Origin of the sequence: Legionella spiritensis (assembly GCF_900186965.1) — a bacterium.
Classification (GTDB): domain Bacteria; phylum Pseudomonadota; class Gammaproteobacteria; order Legionellales; family Legionellaceae; genus Legionella_C; species Legionella_C spiritensis.
This window is the reverse complement of the sequence record NZ_LT906457.1, coordinates 1,707,260-1,725,227: the sequence shown is the minus strand read 5'-3', so window position 1 is coordinate 1,725,227 and position 17,968 is coordinate 1,707,260. Positions and strand designations below refer to the sequence as shown.

Here is a 17,968-nt window from a genome sequence, read left to right as displayed (position 1 = left end):
GCAAAGGAGACGTAGCCCGCAAGGAGGCCTGCGGCCGTATTGCGGGTTTCATGCTATAACGTATTCAGGCTTTCGCTAATCAAACTGACTGATATCTTGCCTTTTTTATCCCTGGTGCGCTTGAGTATGGTGTAGTTAATCAAGTTTAATTCATCGTGACGGATTATTGCGACACTCAGAAAATACTGACTTTCCAGGGTAACCTGTTCACCTCGAATCCTGAGCTTTTGCAATAATGGGTTTATTTTCTTTATATCGGTTATACCGTTTTCCTGACGTGCCAGCATCAGTTCGTTAACCTGGTCCGGTTTAAGACCGTTACCCAGCGCTTTAAGAACAAAGGGTGGGGCGGTATTGATATTAATTGCTGTCGTTTCAGGAAGGGCGGTGATGTAGTTAGCAAGTCCCTGATAGATATTGGCCGGGACATTTCTGATCAGTCTGAATTCCGTAACACTATGCAAAGGTTGATGACTTGGAAAATAGGGTGGTTTTTGCTTAAGATAGTAATTCATTCGTTCATCATTGCCACGTCCTGGTTTGTAGGGGGATATCCAGCTTTGGAGATCAGCAAGGAGTATTTTTTTCTGATCATTATTGAGACCGGATTTTAAATTTAAGTTGTCAAGCAACCGGAAAAACATCAGCACATAGGCTTTTTCGCTTAAATTATTAAGATTAAAGCGGCTTTGCAAATCATACAAACTTCCGTTTGTTACAAAATCAGGGTATATATTTTTTATTTTATTCGGAAACAGCGCTACAATTCCCTGTTTGTTGCTACGGGTAAACCGGTTTTTTTTGTTGGATAATTCGCTCATGGCCCAAAAGGTAACGCCTTGCGAAGCAAGGTATAACTTGTCGGTTAGCAGAGTCAAACGGGTACGATAGATATCCATCTGCAATCGTGTGCTCATGGCGGTTGCGGCAATAGCAACCAGTGTCATGATAAACAGCGCGGAAATTAATGCACTGCCTTTTAACGCGTGACCATATTGTTCCGATATACCGTTATTTTTCCTGGGTATCACCATATAGCCCTTCCGGAAGTATGAAAAGAAAACTGGCTTGTCCCCAGTCGCTCAAGCTCAGATTTAACCGAACGGCACGGGGCAGGGGAGTGGGAACCGATTTATTCCCGACCAATGTGCTGGCGTGCCATTCGCTCAAAACGTCGTTGGCCTTGTTCAGATAGCCGAATTGACAGCGGTCCACGTCTTGAAGAAGCACTTTATCTTCATAGTTTTCCCGGGTAACGCTATCGAGGGTTGGCCAGCTTCTACGTATTAATTGATGCTGGTCACACAGTATGGCGATGCGTTTCATGGTGCTTCGTTTTTCCGTGCTGTTGGGATTGGTGAGGCCACCGCGTGTCAGCTCCATATAATTTTCTTTGCCGATAAATGTCGGGAACAACCGCATTTCGTTACCCCTTACTGCGCGATTGGTGACTTGCTCAACATCTCGCTCTATCAGGGTAATGGCCAGTTGCAGAGTGACCAGGCGATCAGCTTGTATAGTTACCCGGGAGCGGGTATTAAACGCGTAATACATGGCAGACGAGGTAATAGTGGCCAGTATGGCAAACACGACCAGGGCGATAAGTACTTCAAGAAGTGTAAATCCTTTTTTGTTTCTCATGATTGATATCGGAAGGCCAGTAAAGGATCGATAAAGGGGCCTGCCTGCCGCTTACTCACGGTTATCCGTATTTGTTGCACCGATGGAACAGGAGGAATCTGGCTGATTTTTACTCGCCAGTACCAACGTTGTCCAAACATGGTCGTTACCTGGGTTATTTCCTTGCTCGGGGAAGCCTCCAGTAATCCCAGTTGCACCATAGCCACGCCTTGCATGGCAATCCAGTGGCTGATGGTTTTTTCCTTGATACGGTGGGTATTAGCGACATCCTGGCTGGTCGCCTTAATCAAGGCAACCAGAGCAATCGCGACTATGGTTAGGGCCAGCAAGACTTCGATTAAAGTAAATCCTTGATTTAATTTGTTTTTTAGTAATGAATTCCTTGTCATGATTCAGACTTCCCCAACACAATTTTGCCATTATGCTGACCATACACCGTAGCGATTTCGGGTTTTTCCACCGTGCCGAACGTTATGGTAAAGGGGGACATATCTCCCGAGGGATTGATCACAATGTCAGGCCGCTTGTCACGATTTCGTATTCTGGTGTTGATCGCTACAACGACGTTCTTTGGAAAAGGTTTCCAATGAAAAAGGCTTTGCTGCGACATGGGTTGCCAGATTGTGTCATTGTCAAAACGATACGTTTCATAGCCCCCTCGATCAATATTAATTCCAAGGGTAGTCACTTCCAGAATCGCACGCTGCTGTACCAGTTTTACATAAGAAACGAATTGTTCCGCACTCATCAGGGCCTTACGTCCGGCGCCGAAATCACCGAAAGCCAATAACGTCATGGTTAATGTAATGCCGACAATCACTAAAACAACCAATATTTCTATGAGCGTAAAACCGGAGTTATTGCGCATCCCAGTTACCTATTTCGGCATTGATGCCGGTACCGCCGGGCTGGCCATCCGCACCCAAAGTAAAGATATCTATTTCACTATGCTGTCCGGGATTCAGGAAAAGGTATTCACGGCCCCATGGATCTTTGGGTAAGGATTTCAGGTACTGTTTCCAGTCACGAGGCTCGGGATTGGAGGTTGGTTTTTCAACCAACGCCAGAAGTCCCTGATCGGTACTAGGATAAAAACCGTTATCAAGTTTATAAAGATCCATGGCGTTTTGAATCGCAAGTACATCTTGTTTGGCTTTGACAACGCGGGCTTCATCCGGTCGGCTGATGATTTTGGGAACAACAATAGAAGCCAGTATTCCTAATATGACAACGACGACCATAATTTCTATCAGGGAAAAGCCTTTTTGATTTTTCATTTAAAACTCCGGAATAGCAAATAGTCAAAACAGTCCCTAAGTCACCAATTGTTCCATAGAAAAAATTGGCAGCAGAGTTGCAAGTACGATAAATAATACCACAGCACCCATCAGGAGAATAACCATTGGCTCCAGCAAAGTCAGGGCGGTTTCAATTAATCGTTTCACTTCGTTGTCGAGGTGTGAGGCGGCACGCTCCATCATTTCGGAAACCTGGCCGCTTTTTTCACCGCTGGCAATAAGATGTACGGCCATGGGATTTAGAAAATGTGTTTCCTTCAGGGCATGGCTGATTGCCGTTCCTTCACGGACCCGTACCGCGGCCAGATCAAACGCGTCACGCATAACCAGATTGGTCACCAGACTGGCTGAAACACGCATGGTTTCCAGAACGCTGACTCCAGCGGCAAAAAGTATGCCGAACGTATGAATATAGCGCGCAACGTTAACGGATCTTATTAAATAAGCGCTGATGGGTAATTGCAACAGGAGACGATGCCAGGCCATACGAACTTTTAGATTGGAGAGACTTTTACGAAAACCGAGGATCAACAGGATAAAAACGGTTATGGTAAGCAGTCCATAGGATTTAATGAAGTCACTGATGTTAATTAGCAATTTGGTCATTTCCGGCAGTGTTTGCCCGCTTGAGGTAAAGACCTCAATGATTTTAGGTACTACAAACGCGAGGAGAAAGCTGATAATAGCCGTGGAAACCATAATCATCAAGGATGGATAAATCAGGGCCTGTTGTACTTTTTGTCGGGTTTCCTGCTGATTTTCCGTGTAATCGGCCAGTTTTTCCAAAACCATGTCCAGTCGCCCGGTCTGCTCGCCCGCTCCGACCGTTGCCCTGTAGAGCTCCGGAAAAGCGTGGGGAAACTCACCCATAGCCTGTGCCAGCGCGTAACCCTCCACAACCTTGGCTCGCACACCTATGATTAATTCCCTGACCTTGTCTTTTTCGGTTTGTTCGCTGACGCCCCGCAATGATTCTTCCACTGGTATGCCTGCCGATAATAAAGTAGCCAGCTGACGGGTGAGCAAGGCAAGATCCTGAGCGGACAGTTTTGCTAAATGTCCCGCCTTTCTGAGTTTGGCCTGGGCATTGATACCGGTTGGAATAAGACCTCGTTCCCTAAGCATTTGTCTGGCGTGACGTTCCGAATCCGCCTCGATGACGCCTTTGCTGGTGCTTCCGGTTTTGGTTAAGGCCTGATAATGATAAGCACCCATAGTAAAAGAAAAAAGAATTGGTGATAAGTAGTCTAATCTATTGGGTTTCGTATGTCACTTAAGGTAAAATGCGAAGGCTCCGTGAACAAAATTTTTCACAGTTGCAAAAGGCGTGTAATTTGTTCATTTTTTGTAGGTCGGATTGCCAGTTTGGCAACTCGACACGTAAATACCGAAATTATTTTTCTGGGTAGTCTTTGAACAAACCAGACTACAAATTTCGGGATAAAGTAAGTGCACCCGCGGTAATTCCTGGAGATAACAATGAGCGACAATATTCTGTACATGGCCATCAAAGAGCATGATGCCAAATTTGTTGATTTGCGGTTCACCGATACACGAGGCAAGGAACAGCATATCACCATTCCTGTTAGCGCGGTCAATGATGATTTTATTGAAAACGGGAAAATGATTGACGGATCATCCATTAAGGGCTGGAAAGAAATTAACGAATCTGATCTTGCTATTGTACCGGATCTTGACACCATTTTTCTTGATCCTTTCTACCAGGACAATACCCTGGTTGTTCGTTGTAATGTGGTCGATCCCCAGACTATGCTCGGCTATGATCGCTGTCCTCGCTCGCTGTCGGAACGCGCCTGGAATTATCTGCGATCCACGGGAATAGCTGATGAGGCCTTGTTCGGGCCGGAGCCTGAGTTTTTCCTGTTCGATGACGTTCGTTGGGAGACGAGAATTGACCGCGCGTTCTACCAGGTGGATTCCGAGGAAGCGCACTGGAATTCCGGCAAGGAGATCCAGGGTGGAAATATTGGCCACAGACCACCGCTGAAAGGCGGCTACTTTCCTGTTCCGCCTGTGGATTCTTCCCAGGATATTCGTTCAGCAATCTGCCTTACTCTGGAAGATCTGGGAATAGAGGTCGAAGCTCACCATCATGAGGTGGCGACAGGAAATCAATGCGAGGTGGCTACCCGGTTTGATACGCTTACGCGCAAGGCGGATCAACTCCAGATTTTAAAATACGTTATTCATAATGTTGCTCATAATTATGGAAAAACAGCAACTTTTATGCCCAAACCGCTGGTTGGAGATAACGGTAACGGTATGCATTGTCATATGTCCCTTGTCAAAGATGGTGTTAATCTGTTCGCCGGCGATCAGTACGCCGGGTTATCGGAAACGGCTTTGTTTTTTATTGGCGGCATCATCAAACACGCTCGGGCACTAAACGCGTTTACCAACCCGGCTACAAACAGTTACAAACGACTGGTACCCGGTTTTGAAGCGCCTGTTTTGCTGGCTTATTCTGCCAGAAACCGATCTGCGGCTATTCGTATTCCTCATGTGAGCAATCCGAAGGGACGCCGTATCGAAGTACGTTTTCCGGATCCTATGGCCAATCCTTATTTAGCTTTTTCAGCGATGATGATGGCCGGTTTGGACGGTATTCAGAAAAAAATTCATCCGGGACAACCGATGGATAAGGATTTGTATGATCTGCCTCCTGAGGAGCTGGTGGATGTACCAACGGTATGCGGTTCTCTGGAAGAAGCTGTTTTTCATTTGCGGGAAGATCACCAATTTCTATTGCAGGGTGATGTGTTCAGCAAGGAATTTTTAAACAGCTATATCCGTTTGCGTGAATTGGAAATTGCGCAGGTGAGAAGTCTGGTGCATCCTATTGAGTTTGAGCTCTATTATAGTCTTTAAGGAATGGATGAATGAGGAAACTGAGCTTTTTAATCTGGATGTTACTGGCGATTGGTTCCGCATCAGCGGCCATATATAAATGGACGGATAGCTCCGGCGCCGTTCATTTCAGCGATCAGCCTCATCAAGGTGCGGAAAAAATTGAAATTCCCGAAGCTCAATCCTATTCTTCGCCACCGTCACAGCAATCCTCCTCGGAGGAGAGCGGGGACGAGGATGACGAGGCTAAAAAAGAGTATAAAAAGATCGAAATTACGCAACCTCAAAACGAAGCGACCATCAGAAATAATCAAGGTTATGTGCCTGTCATCGCTTCCGTCTCACCGGAACTGAAGTCGGGAGATAAATTACAGATCGTCTTTGATGGCGCACCATTGGGTGAACCCAAGGATTCAACTATTTTTGCCTTGAATAACGTATATCGTGGCACTCATACTATTGCTGTTCAGATAGTGGACGAATCAGGTAAGGTAGTTAAAAGCAGTGAGCCTGTTACCATCCATATGCACCGACCTCGTGTTGGCATGGTTCCTGGAACTCGAAGATAATTTGTAATAGCCGCCTGTCCGAACTGTCAGGATAATTGACGGTAAATAAAACCCGTGGGTTGACCTTGAAAAAGGAATTCCACATCCCAATATACTGGTTTACCAAAACCAGTACCATTCCATGTCGTTTTGGCCGGTTAACCTAGACAATGGACTCAATCTACAAGTCAACCGGCCAATACGACATGGAATGGCAACAAGCCGTAATACACTATTTTGTTGTGTATTTTTTATTTTTTAGCCCGACAGGAGATTTTGATATGGTGGGTAAGCAACAAACGATGGGTTTTCAAACGGAAGTAAAACGGATGTTACACCTTGTCGTTCATTCTATGTACAGTAATAAGGAAATTTTCCTGCGTGAATTAATTTCCAACAGCTCGGATGCTCTGGATAAGTTGCGTTTCCTGGCCTTATCCGATTCCTCGATGTATGAAAATGATTCGGATCTGCGTATCACTGTGGAATACAATGAAAAACTTAAAACCATTACTATCAAAGATAATGGCATAGGCATGAACCGGGACGAAATAGTAGAAAATCTCGGAACCATAGCGAAATCAGGAACCAGGGAATTTTTAAGCCATATGACCGGCGAAAAATCCAGGGATTCTCATTTGATAGGACAGTTTGGTGTCGGTTTTTACTCCGCTTTTATTGTTGCAGACAAAGTGACTGTGAAAAGCCGGCGGGCGGGATCAAAACCGGAGGAGGGCGTCGTCTGGGAATCCGATGGAGAAGGCGAGTTTACCATTGCCCAGGAAGATCGAACCGACCGGGGAACCGAGGTTATTCTCCACCTTAAAAAAGAGGAAGAAGAGTTTTTAAGCGATTGGCGGCTGCGCAGCGTGATCAACAAATATTCCGATCATATTTGCTGGCCCATTGTCATGAAAAAAACCGATGATGAAGGAAAACAAACGGACGATTATGAAACGATAAACAAGGCAACTGCTTTATGGACGCTGCAAAAAAATGAAATCAGCGATGAGGATTATAAAGCGCTTTATAAACATATTTCCCATGATTATCAGGATCCCCTGATTTGGTCGCATAATCATGTGGAAGGAAAGCAGGATTATATCAGCCTGTTATATATACCAGGGCACGCGCCTTTTGATTTATGGCAGCAGGAAATGAAGCATGGGCTGAAGCTTTATGTCAAGCGAGTCTTTATTCTTGATGATGCCGCGCAATTTTTGCCGAGGTATCTGCGTTTTGTCAAAGGTATTGTCGATGCCAGCGATTTACCACTCAATGTGTCACGAGAATTATTGCAGGATAACAAGCAGGTTGAATCAATAAAATCAGCTTGTACCAAACGTGTTTTGTCCATGCTGGAAAAACTGGGTGAGCAGGATCCGGAAAAATATCAGCATTTCTGGGATGAGTTCGGACTGGTTATGAAGGAAGGTCCTATTGAAGATTTTGCTAATCGTGATGCCATAGCCAAGCTGCTTCGTTTTAGTTCAACGCACAGCGACTCTGAGAAACAAACTATTTCATTAGCTGACTACGTTAGCCGAATGCAGAAAGATCAGGACAAGATTTATTATATTACCGCTTCCACCTATAATGCGGCAAAATTCAGTCCTCATCTTGAAATTTTCAAAAAGAAAGGTATCGAGGTGTTACTTTTGAGTGATCGGGTTGATGAGTGGCTGGTTAGTTATCTGACGGAATTTGATGGCAAAAAATTACAATCGATCAGCAAAGGCAAGATAGAGTTGGACAGTGAAGACAGCAAAGAGGTGAAGGAAAAAGAAGAAAGCCTGGCACCTGTGCTGAAACATATTAAGGAAATATTGGGTGAGCGAGTGAAAGAAGTGCAGGTGACCAATCGCTTGACGGACTCACCGGCTTGTATTATTTCCGATGAGGACGATATGGGTCTGGAAATGCAGCGTATTCTGCAGGCATCAGGACAGAAAATTCCCGAAGTGAAACCTATTTTTGAAATTAATCCGGAACACCGATTGATCAAACAACTTCATGACATGACCGATGATGAACGATTTGCGGAATGGGTTGTTGTTTTATTTGAACAAGCGGTGCTTGCGGAGGGTGGCCAGCTGGATAATCCGGCTGATTTTGTCAGTCGAATGAATAAGCTACTGGTTACTGCCTGAATTTTGTGAACGAAATTTTCTTTCACAAAATTTTTACAAAATAGCGTAGCCCGCAAGGAGGCCTGTGGCCGTTGCGGGTTACATGTTCCAATATTGTAGCAGGAGAACAGATGAGTGCCCGGGTAAATGTTGCCCCGCATTACGGCTTCGCCTTCATGGAGGGCTACAGGAAACTATTCTTTGTTGTAGAACAGATGTAGATCAAGTGCTTCGCCCGATGCTTCCAACGAGCCAATCAATCTTATTTAAAAAACAGAGCGTTCAGGTTGTCTTTTATGTAAGCAAAATACGGTGAGATGGTGTTCTTTAATATGGTCGGGCGCTGCGCCCGACCTACTATACCTTCCGGTACCCGGATTATTCTTCGGTTAAACGAAAATACTTTGTGCCAAAATAGCGTTGTAATTTTTTACGAATTGTTCCACGACTGATTCCCAACATTTTGGCAGCTTGCAGTTGGTTACCACGGCGTTTTTCCATAACGGCTTGTAGAAGAGGGGGTTCCACTTCCGAAAGAATCATGTCATAAAGATCATCGATATTTTTGTTTTTATTCTCGGCCAGAAAGCGAGTGACCAGGCTATAAACCAGATCCTGCAGACCTTGCTCTTGTTGAGTGGTTTGATAAGAGGGTTGTGTATCTATGACAGCCATCGTAACTTCCTTATTTTAGTTAAATCATTCTATCCAAATACTTCCGACGTCTCTATCGAAAGCTAATTTTATTGTACATGAAGGTTAATAGATAATCTATACGATGAGGGCAATTTATGCTTTTTAAAAGGACAAAAAAATCCGTCATGTCCGATATCAAAGCCTATAGTTTGCAGTTTCCCGAGTATCAGTTATAGTAATAATTCACATTTTATAGGGATATATCATGTCAAATCTGGATAGCATGTCTGCAACAACAAGGGAACGTCTGAAACGAAGCTGGGGCTGGCTCCTTGGCTTGGGTATATTATTTTTGATTCTTGGTTTTATCGGTCTGGGTATGGTGACGGCCGTTACGCTGGCGAGCGTCCTGTTTATCGGAGCGCTGCTTGTTATCGGTGGTGTGATTCAATTGGTGGATTCTTTTAAGTGCAAGCATTGGAATGCGCTCATCTGGCATCTGTTGATTGCCCTTTTATATATTTTTGCAGGCGGACTGATTATCTATGATCCGATTTTAGCCTCCACCGTTATTACGGCCATTTTAGCCTGGACACTTATTGTTATCGGCATCAGCCGTTTTTTTATGGCTTTTGCGCTAAAGCAATCCAGTGGCTGGTTTTGGGTGCTGCTAGCCGGTATCGCCGCTATTGTCCTGGGTATTATGATTCTGATGCAATGGCCAATGAGCGGCTTTTGGGTGATTGGTTTGCTTGTGGTTATCGAGATGATCATCACCGGCTGGACTTATGTTTTTCTGGCAATAGCCATTCGTAATGTATGATGATCACGGGTCGGGCCTCGTTGGCCCGACACACCTGACATCATTTAAGCCCTTTCAATAGGTCAGAGACGGTGTCAACTCTGTGGAAATCTGTTTTTTCTCCAGTTGACGTATATTATTGTGATAAAACGCAACCGTTTTCCGGTTTTTATCCTTCTTAGCCTGCTCGTACCGAACTTTGAAAGCCGAAATCTGGCAGGCCTGCTTAATATAAGGATCAGAAAGCGTGTTTGTTAGATCAATTACGGTGTTCAGGCGTTTGAGAAAGGAGTCTACCGGTTTGTCATGCTGCAAGGCAAGGAATGCGGATGCTTGCAATGCGGCGCATTCGGAGTAGGCTGACCAGTAGAGCTTATCATCGGATTTGGAAATTGGCACGACGGTAATAGCCGGTGTATCCCGGTTTTTTGAGACCAAGACCTGCCTTGCCCACATACGATAATACCATTGCTTATAGAGTATATCGGAGTCCGCGGAAACAACCCGCGCCATACGATTAACCAGATCGTTAGCCCTGGCAATCTGCCCGGTTTTCAGATAACCGTCATGCAGCCATTCCAGAGAGTGGTATTTATTTTCGGCGTTACACGCATAAAGCGGTTGATCATTTAATTGTTTGCATAAGTGATCAGCGGCTTCAATAGACATTTTGTTAGCGCGAATATAATCATCCCAACGTTGCAAGCGGCGATAAATATGTGCTGACATATGGGTCACATGCGATGAGGAACTCATTAAATTCAGGGCAATTTTAGCAGCCGGCAATGCCTGTTGAGCAATTTCTGGATCCGGGTTGTCATGATAATGCAGGTAATAATGTACCACACCCGGATGATCTGGATATGTTTTGAATAAATTATCGATCAACCGTCGCCCGTTTGTTATGTCTGTGGCATTGTTTTCCCGATCCGGAAAATCAGACGCAATACCCATTAATGAAAGGGCATAAAACGCTCCGACATTGGGATCATCCGGAAATTGACGGTAAAATTGCTGCATTACAGAGAGGTAGGCCGCGTCTCTCTCAGGTAATGTGTCCTGGCCGAATAAGGCGTTTGCCGCTTTTAAATAAAATTGTTCCTTGCGGGTCAAGCGACGCTGATCCTTGTTTTTGTTATACCGTGCGAGCGCTTGTCTGGCCGCGGGCAGATTTTCATAATTCCAGATAGGGTGTTTGTAAGCCATGGCTTCGCCCCAGTAGCTCATGGCGAAACCAGGATCCAGTTTTTGTGCCTGCTGAAATTGTTGAATAGCCAGGTCATACATAAAGGCGTGCAAAAAAGCCACCCCAAGCAGTACGTGTTCCCTCGCGTCGCTGTTTTCTGTAGAAATCTGAAATTTCGTATCGCCGAGTTTGATGGATTGCCGTAACTCATGAATGTTTATTGACGGGGTTGTTGCAGCGTCCAGTGAATTAACCAGCAAGAATAAAAGCGCAATGACATAACAATATCGTTTCATTAATCAGCCTGCGTAATTTTCAATTAATATGATTTATTATTAAAAAAAATGATAATTATGCGTGTTTCAACAGGAAACTGCAAACAGCTGCTGCTCGATGTTTGCCCATAATTTTGGCAACATCAATATTGAGTTAATTCGGCGATAATGCCAACTTAATGCTTGGTTAATATTCAAATGGTATATTATTTTTTCTTTGCCGGCTAAGTTGTGGCGCTTTGGTCTGGACAGGCAAAACCCAACACCCATGCTTACGGGTATCAATACAAAAGATACGGAGAATAATTATGCTTAGCGACCGAGAAATTAGTCAAAAAATTAAACAAGATAAAAAAAAGCACGTACGATACAGTTCAAGCGCATCGGAATACGATCTTTTGATGAAGTTTTACCTTCTGGGAGATAAAAAGGTAGGTAAATCAAGTTTAATTTCACGGTTTGTTGATGATGAATTTAGTATAGATATTAGACCTACCGTAGGCACACATTTCTATTCTAGAAATATAGAAGTAGAGGACAAAATAATTAGAACTCAATTATGGACATCATGGCATAGACGAGAATGGTATATAGAGAATTTCGCAGGATCTGTCGCGGCTATTGTCGTTTTTGATTTATCCAAAAAAGCGACATTTGACAATGTTAGCACCTGGCTTGAGCGGATAAAAGACTACAAGGTTCCAATTATTTTGGTGGGAAATAAAGGCGATCTTAATTTTTTACGTGAGGTTCCATACGAAATGGCAGCCGCATTTGCAGAAATGCATGGTCTCCTGTACATAGAAGCTTCGGCTCTGGATGGTAGAAACGTCGAGAAAATTTTTGAGTATGCGGTAAAAGAAGCATGCAAAGCTAATAAACTGGAATTAGTTGAAGAAACTGATACTTCAGAGAAAACAGGTACCAACTTAATTACAAGCCTTGGTAATAAAGGGCTTTCTGATGTTCTACAGGAAATATTAAATAACTTTCCTGAAAATAATAAAAAGAAAAACAAAATAATTGCAGCAATTAATGATATTAACACAGATGGACATCCTCATGATTTTGAAGAAAAATTAACAGGGGCGATCCAGGATAAAGGCAGCGACTTATACAAAGCGCTTAATTATCATAGAAAGGGGCCTTTGTCATTTTTCACCGCAGGAGGTTCACTGATTATAAGCAAAAAAACAAAAAGTTTATTAAAAGTTGAAGCGGTATTGGATAAAGCGGCATTATCACCTGGTTAAACTACTATTTTATGCTGAATGGATAGATAAGAATACTGTAAGCCTGAAATTTCACAGTAATGCTTTTGAATCCGATGATGAGAATAATGATTATTTCTCTATAACCGAAGTCCAGAGTAGCTTTGGCATGACTCTTGATGGGAATGTTTTAATACTGTTTAATCCTTTTGATGAGGAATATGCTTGCGATTTTCATAAGGCTTCTGATTAGCTTAAAAAGTGCTGCTTTGGCTTAAAAGGGGGCTGTGCCCCCCAAAAATGGTCGTTCTGAGTCAAACTGCTTTTCATGAGGCAATGTGGGTGAGTCATTAAAACTTGTAAATTGATAGTTCAGAATGCGTTTCAAATCCTAGAGCATTATCTAATGCAGATGCCATCGGGGTGGCTTGTAAAGTTGCATGCTTATATCCTCTGCTTTTTGCCTCATTCAGTCGAGCATAATGTAGTGCTGTAGCAATACCCTGTCTTCTAAACTCAGGAAGAACAGCAAGGTTGTAAAGTCCAGCAATTTCATCGTGTAAAAACAAGCTTGCTGCGGCAACGACAAGACCATTTTTTTTAGCAGTAAAATGAGTAAACTGACGGTGTGCCTGCTCTAAACATCGTTGATAACGTAATGCCATACGGTCGTCCATTTCAAAAGCTACCTTTACAGGAGCTATCCAATGACTTAAATCGTTACCATTGTCTACCACACTGATCTTGATGTCTGGAACAGAATCTTGCTTAAATTCCTTATTCAATTGAATGGACATCATAGGAACATGTTGCATGATAGGCTCTAATTCCTGAAGGTCTTGCAGAGGTATATTTTTATTGCGTTTGGAGTCGTACCAAAAACTATAGGATGAATGGCTGTAAACAGACGGCAATTTATGGGCATCTTTTGTTAAAAAAATGGGATTAAAGAGGGGATTGTTCATCCCGGTACAAATACGCACAGAGTCACTTGTTTCAATGACAGCAGACTCATCAATAGAGGCTAAAGCAATCCAATAGCTTTTTAAATTATTAAAGCAAATATCGTTAAAATTGACTAACATTATCTTTCCTCATAGCAATACAAAAAACAAGGATTATGATGCTAAAGATCAGCAGGCATAACCGTATTGACTACGGGTTCTCTGAGTAGGTCACGTTTAGAGCTAACGCCATACTTTGCTTTAATATGGTCAAAATGGTCTTCGATTGTTCGATGAGAAAGGTTCATCCTCTGGGCGGTTTGTTTTGCCGTCAGTCCTTGTTGATACCATCGTAAACATTGATATTCCCGAGCGGTTAACAGCGGTATATTTTTTATTGCACTTAAAAAACCGATTTCTGGCTTGGTATTTTCTCCAGCCAACAATATATTATGCGTTGAATTGAACCCCGCTGGATTTATTTCATTGAGATTGACAGTATGATTAAGACAATGGCTATAAATTGGTTGCAAGTGCGTTTGGATATGATGGGTGTAATCCTGGCGAAGTGATCTTAACTGAGCTAAATAAATGTCCAGCACCTTAAGATGGCTTTTGGGTGCACCAAAAAAATAATATTCGCAACCGCGGGCATTGGGCTCAATGAGCGCTAAACTATGATCAATATCAAATACCTCAATCGCATCTGCTATCAATGTTTGTTGAAATAAGTCGTTTTGGTGGTTCTGAGGAAAACAGAGGCTCGACGTGTTGTAATGACGGGGTCGAACCAGGCTCGGATCAAATTGAAAAAATTGATGTTCAGCGCTATGTAGCAGCCAATTTGGGTTATTCCCCAACGTAAACCAATCGCCTTTGTTGGATACAAATTGATAACAAAAATAATGAATCCCAAAATATTGCAATAAAGGGTTAGTCAGTTTTTTAAGCAATCTATCGTACTTGATGCTTGTTTGTTCTATCATCCCACAAATGGTAGTCAATTTTATTCCATTCATTTAAATTCGACGTTATACACGGCCATGAAGCTAAGTCTGATTATCAAAATAATCAGACTTAGTGGGACAATCCACAAACGCAGCCTTGCCTATCCAACTCTTATTGCTTCCAAAACTGTCTTTTTCAAGACATCGCCATGAACGTTGCCCAGATGCTTGAATTAATATTTTTATTTAAATAATTGTAAAACGTTTTCGGGTGGACGTCCTATGACGGCTTTGTTTTTAAATGTCACAATGGGGCGTTGCATTAATACAGGCTGTTTAACCATAGCTTGTAAAATCTGTATTTCATTATCCATGGATAATCCCTGTTCTTTAAAAACCGGTTCGGCGGTGCGTACGAAATCCTCAAGATCAAAATAAGAACGCAAGCGCTTTAGCTCGTTTATATCAAGTGGTGTTTTGAGATAATCGATAATAACGGGTTCAATACCTTCGTTTTGTAGTATCGCCAACGCCTGGCGTGATTTGGAGCATCGTGGGTTGTGGTAAATAATAACGGTTTGCATGTTATTTTTTATTATATCCGGTAGAAAGACAAACTATACCATTTTATCTGTCTTGTATCAGCAGTTCCGATCCAGATGAAAAAAGATGGAACCTATAACTTTTTGGGATTATTTTTTACTTCCGGCTCTTCTTCCGTGACATTCAGATCCAAAGCGTCTACAGATTGGAATAAACGAAATCTGGATCCTTTCGGGTTATACGTCGTAGTCAGCGATTTACTCACAATGGATGTTTGACAGCGAAGTCCGCCATTCATTGCGGCGGCTACGTCTGAAACACCTCCTGCTCCCATAAATCCTGTAACCATACCATCAAAATACCCATCATCATCGTAGTAAGCTGGCATATCGACATCGTGAACGCCATCAATACCCAATTTAATTAATGAAACGTCATATTGCTCTTTAAACGATGGCAAGTCGCATTTTGACGTAAGAAAATGCCGCCCTCTTGCCCCCAAATCCAGAGAAATGCCATTCATCATTAAAGCGATGGCACCTTCAAAGTCTTCATCAGCTTTGCAAAAAGGCACCCATTTTTTTTGATTCACATCGGAGGTGTCTTCTAAATAAAACAGGCAGCCGAAAACCTTGTCTACCTCAAAGTCGTGTTCTTGCAAAATGCTGCAGGTTGCGTCAATGACATTTTTTTCAAATAATTTCTCAAGGTAAGCAAACGTTATTTTGATTTTATCAATACTCTCCTCAGGCAAGCCAAAATTTATTCCTTTTTGATGAAAGGAATGAATGACAAACTGCCCTCTTCCAAGATAAGCCATTTGTAAATCCAAATGGTAAGACCATTGCGGAATAATGAGTAATCGATCATGTGGACAGGCCAGCTCCTCGGTAATGACATCAATCGCTTTATCACGTTCGAGATTATTGTAAGCCATGGTTTCTGAAACAACATTTTCACCAAGCAAATAATAACGCATTCCTTTTTTATTAATGGCGCAAAAGAAATTACCTCCTTCAAGAGCTGTTTTATGTACTATGTCAGTATGATCGAGGAGTGGTTGTGATTTTGTTATCCATTTGTTTGGCGAAGAGATGGTCACTTTAGCCTGGTGATGTTCCGATATATTTAACGCGCCATAATAAAGACTGGTATTTTGTTGAGCGCGCCCAACAAATTCCTGTGTTAAATACGTATCAATTCTGTTTTTATCTTTAATCGGTACTACAACATCCTTGCCTGTCGATACGACATAATCCTTGGTCCAGCAACTGCTACTGAATTCATGCTGTTGCACTGTAAAACCAAGTTCCTCACCCAGTTGTGCTAACGATTCGTAATAAGGGGAGTTTTCGTGAATCAGTACAACGGAATTATCCGTAGCCACGTCCTCGGCAAAAAATATATTATGAAACAAGGCTATTATTTCCGATTCCGGTTTGCCGGCTATCGCATAAAGTTGCCGGGCATGATGATAGGCCACTTTAAACTTTTTGTCCTCTAAGCTGGATACGGCGTTCACCAGTATATCTATTGCCAAATCCTTTGAGGGCGTATCAAGAGATTGATAGATGCTTTTTAATTCTTTTTTAATAAAACGTATTGTCGATTGTTCGGTAGACACGTTGGTCACCTTATTCGGGTACTGTTGTAACAGTATAAGGGTTGTATATTAACAAAATGTTAAATAATTAAGTTTTCTGGGTGTTTTATGTTCCAGCCACAAGAAACCAGAATGTCACATAATGTAAAAATAAACTCAAAGCCATCCCCCTGCCCTGTATTGACAAAGCAAAAATTAAGGCCTAGCATGATTTCGTCTGTAAGATGGCGCGGGGTGTCGGATATCCGGCTGAGAGTTACCCGTTGAACTTGATCTGATTCATATCAGCGTAAGGACGCCTTCAAAAAAACGATGTTCGTATTGTTTTATACGGCATTGTTCCCTTTTGCCATCTCCGATATTTTCATACACGATATAAGGAGTTATGGCCATGCCCTCATTGAAATCAAGAATTACATTGTTACTCAACTGGTACGCAAACCCTTACCATGCCCCGATTCTTGTTGCCCAGCAATCCGGATTTTACCTGGAAGAAGGGATCAAACTGGCAATTCTGGATCCCGCTGATCCTGGTGATGTCACGGAACTGGTTGGTTTGGGTACGGTGGATTTCGGAGTCAAGGCCATGATTCATACCATTGCCGCCAGGGCGAAAGGTTATCCGGTTACCTCCATCGGAACCTTGCTTGATGAGCCGCCGACCGGTTTGATTGCGTTAAAATCAAGTGGTATTCGTTCCTTTCAGGATATTGTCGGCAAACGTGTCGGATACATCGGGGAGTTTGGAAAAAAAATCATTGATGATCTGGCAACACAGGCCGATATTGATCCGGCCAGTTACCAAACGGTGCGTATCGGCATGAATGTGACCGATGCAATTTGCCGGGATGTTATCGATACCGGTATTGGTTTTATTAATTTTCAACAGGTTGAACTGGAACATCTGCGAGGTGAAACAACGTTTTTGCGTATTGATCAATTGGCCGGCCTGGGTTGCTGCTGTTTTTGTTCCGTACAATTCATTGTCCCCGAACGTACACTTGAACATCCCGAACTGGTTCAGGGATTTTTGAGAGCAACCCAGCGAGGTGCGGCTTTTACTACCGAACGGCCGGAGGATGCGTACGAATTACTATGCCAGGCGAAACCACAATTGCGCACGCCCATGTACCAAAAGATTTTTACGCGTACCCTGCCCTTTTTCTCCCGCAATTTGCTGAACGTGGAACGTGACTGGGAAAAAGTGGGACGTTACACCAGGCATTTACATGTTATTGATGAAACGTTTGATGTATCCCAATGCTATTCCAATCGCTTTATTCCGGCCACACCCTATTCTGATATTGCCCCGGTTGCCTGCTGTCTGGAAAACTGAT

The 17,968-nt window shown here is 43.0% G+C and carries 18 protein-coding genes and 1 riboswitch; of the genes, 6 read left to right on the top strand and 12 right to left on the bottom strand.

The annotated features are described in order from the left end of the window. Positions 1 to 53 precede the first annotated feature (53 nt). The 6 genes from gspK to lspF are packed head-to-tail and all read right to left on the bottom strand — an operon-like array spanning position 54 to position 4,154. Positions 54 to 1,034: a type II secretion system minor pseudopilin GspK gene (gspK, locus tag CKW05_RS07825; protein WP_058483533.1), complete on the bottom strand. Its 981-nt coding sequence runs from the start codon at positions 1,032 to 1,034 to the stop codon at positions 54 to 56. Further along, positions 1,012 to 1,641: a GspJ family T2SS minor pseudopilin variant LspJ gene (gene lspJ / locus CKW05_RS07820; RefSeq protein ID WP_058483532.1), complete on the bottom strand. Its 630-nt coding sequence runs from the start codon at positions 1,639 to 1,641 to the stop codon at positions 1,012 to 1,014. The genes gspK and lspJ overlap by 23 nt, the downstream gene beginning before the upstream one ends. Continuing rightward, positions 1,638 to 2,030, bottom strand: coding sequence for a GspI family T2SS minor pseudopilin variant LspI (gene lspI / locus CKW05_RS07815; protein WP_058483531.1), 393 nt, complete (start codon positions 2,028 to 2,030; stop codon positions 1,638 to 1,640). The genes lspJ and lspI overlap by 4 nt, the downstream gene beginning before the upstream one ends. Next, complete coding sequence (gene gspH, locus CKW05_RS07810; RefSeq protein WP_058483530.1) at positions 2,027 to 2,509, bottom strand: type II secretion system minor pseudopilin GspH; 483 nt, start codon at positions 2,507 to 2,509, stop codon at positions 2,027 to 2,029. The genes lspI and gspH overlap by 4 nt, the downstream gene beginning before the upstream one ends. Further along, complete coding sequence (lspG, locus tag CKW05_RS07805; RefSeq protein ID WP_058483529.1) at positions 2,499 to 2,918, bottom strand: GspG family T2SS major pseudopilin variant LspG; 420 nt, start codon at positions 2,916 to 2,918, stop codon at positions 2,499 to 2,501. Before lspG ends, gspH begins: the two co-directional genes overlap by 11 nt. Before the next feature lie 36 nt (positions 2,919 to 2,954). After that, a complete protein-coding gene (gene lspF / locus CKW05_RS07800; RefSeq protein WP_058483528.1) occupies positions 2,955 to 4,154 on the bottom strand; it encodes a GspF family T2SS innner membrane protein variant LspF in 1,200 nt (399 codons plus the stop codon). Between the two features lie 264 nt (positions 4,155 to 4,418). Between lspF and glnA the strand changes: the two genes are divergently transcribed. The 3 genes from glnA to htpG all read left to right on the top strand — a co-directional run bounded on the left by glnA (position 4,419) and on the right by htpG (position 8,505). After that, positions 4,419 to 5,828 carry a type I glutamate--ammonia ligase gene (glnA, locus tag CKW05_RS07795; protein WP_058483527.1) on the top strand — a complete coding sequence of 470 codons (1,410 nt, stop codon included), beginning with the start codon at positions 4,419 to 4,421 and terminating at the stop codon, positions 5,826 to 5,828. A gap of 11 nt (positions 5,829 to 5,839) precedes the next feature. Beyond that, positions 5,840 to 6,376, top strand: a complete 537-nt coding sequence (locus tag CKW05_RS07790) for a DUF4124 domain-containing protein (protein WP_058483526.1) — start codon at positions 5,840 to 5,842, stop codon at positions 6,374 to 6,376. Positions 6,377 to 6,636: 260 nt separating this feature from the next. Next, positions 6,637 to 8,505 carry a molecular chaperone HtpG gene (gene htpG, locus CKW05_RS07785; RefSeq protein WP_058483583.1) on the top strand — a complete coding sequence of 623 codons (1,869 nt, stop codon included), beginning with the start codon at positions 6,637 to 6,639 and terminating at the stop codon, positions 8,503 to 8,505. Between the two features lie 357 nt (positions 8,506 to 8,862). Here the strand turns inward: htpG and CKW05_RS07780 are convergent, their stop codons facing one another. Then, entirely contained in the window at positions 8,863 to 9,159 is a 297-nt protein-coding gene (locus tag CKW05_RS07780) for a helix-turn-helix domain-containing protein (protein ID WP_058483525.1), read from the bottom strand. A 226-nt stretch (positions 9,160 to 9,385) separates the two neighbouring features. Between CKW05_RS07780 and CKW05_RS07775 the strand changes: the two genes are divergently transcribed. Then, positions 9,386 to 9,943, top strand: coding sequence for an HdeD family acid-resistance protein (locus tag CKW05_RS07775; protein ID WP_058483524.1), 558 nt, complete (start codon positions 9,386 to 9,388; stop codon positions 9,941 to 9,943). A 54-nt stretch (positions 9,944 to 9,997) separates the two neighbouring features. Here the strand turns inward: CKW05_RS07775 and CKW05_RS07770 are convergent, their stop codons facing one another. Then, a complete protein-coding gene (locus tag CKW05_RS07770; RefSeq protein ID WP_058483523.1) occupies positions 9,998 to 11,404 on the bottom strand; it encodes a hypothetical protein in 1,407 nt (468 codons plus the stop codon). 287 nt (positions 11,405 to 11,691) lie between these two features. Between CKW05_RS07770 and CKW05_RS07765 the strand changes: the two genes are divergently transcribed. After that, on the top strand, positions 11,692 to 12,636 hold the full coding sequence (locus CKW05_RS07765) for a GTP-binding protein (RefSeq protein ID WP_058483522.1): 945 nt from the start codon (positions 11,692 to 11,694) through the stop codon (positions 12,634 to 12,636). Positions 12,637 to 12,944: 308 nt separating this feature from the next. Here CKW05_RS07765 and CKW05_RS07760 read toward each other — a convergent pair whose 3' ends face one another. From CKW05_RS07760 to CKW05_RS07745, 4 genes are all read right to left on the bottom strand, one after another. Next, complete coding sequence (locus CKW05_RS07760) at positions 12,945 to 13,679, bottom strand: GNAT family N-acetyltransferase (protein WP_058483521.1); 735 nt, start codon at positions 13,677 to 13,679, stop codon at positions 12,945 to 12,947. Between the two features lie 41 nt (positions 13,680 to 13,720). Continuing rightward, a complete protein-coding gene (locus tag CKW05_RS07755) occupies positions 13,721 to 14,542 on the bottom strand; it encodes a helix-turn-helix transcriptional regulator (RefSeq protein WP_157737717.1) in 822 nt (273 codons plus the stop codon). 185 nt (positions 14,543 to 14,727) lie between these two features. After that, positions 14,728 to 15,069 (bottom strand): arsenate reductase (glutaredoxin), encoded by a 342-nt coding sequence (gene arsC / locus CKW05_RS07750; protein WP_058483519.1) that lies wholly within the window; start codon positions 15,067 to 15,069, stop codon positions 14,728 to 14,730. A 92-nt stretch (positions 15,070 to 15,161) separates the two neighbouring features. Then, positions 15,162 to 16,652: a hypothetical protein gene (locus tag CKW05_RS07745; protein WP_231950410.1), complete on the bottom strand. Its 1,491-nt coding sequence runs from the start codon at positions 16,650 to 16,652 to the stop codon at positions 15,162 to 15,164. A 199-nt stretch (positions 16,653 to 16,851) separates the two neighbouring features. Continuing rightward, positions 16,852 to 16,944, top strand: a riboswitch (TPP riboswitch). Positions 16,945 to 17,022: 78 nt separating this feature from the next. Between CKW05_RS07745 and CKW05_RS07740 the strand changes: the two genes are divergently transcribed. Continuing rightward, positions 17,023 to 17,967 (top strand): ABC transporter substrate-binding protein, encoded by a 945-nt coding sequence (locus tag CKW05_RS07740; protein ID WP_058483518.1) that lies wholly within the window; start codon positions 17,023 to 17,025, stop codon positions 17,965 to 17,967. Position 17,968 lies beyond the last annotated feature (1 nt).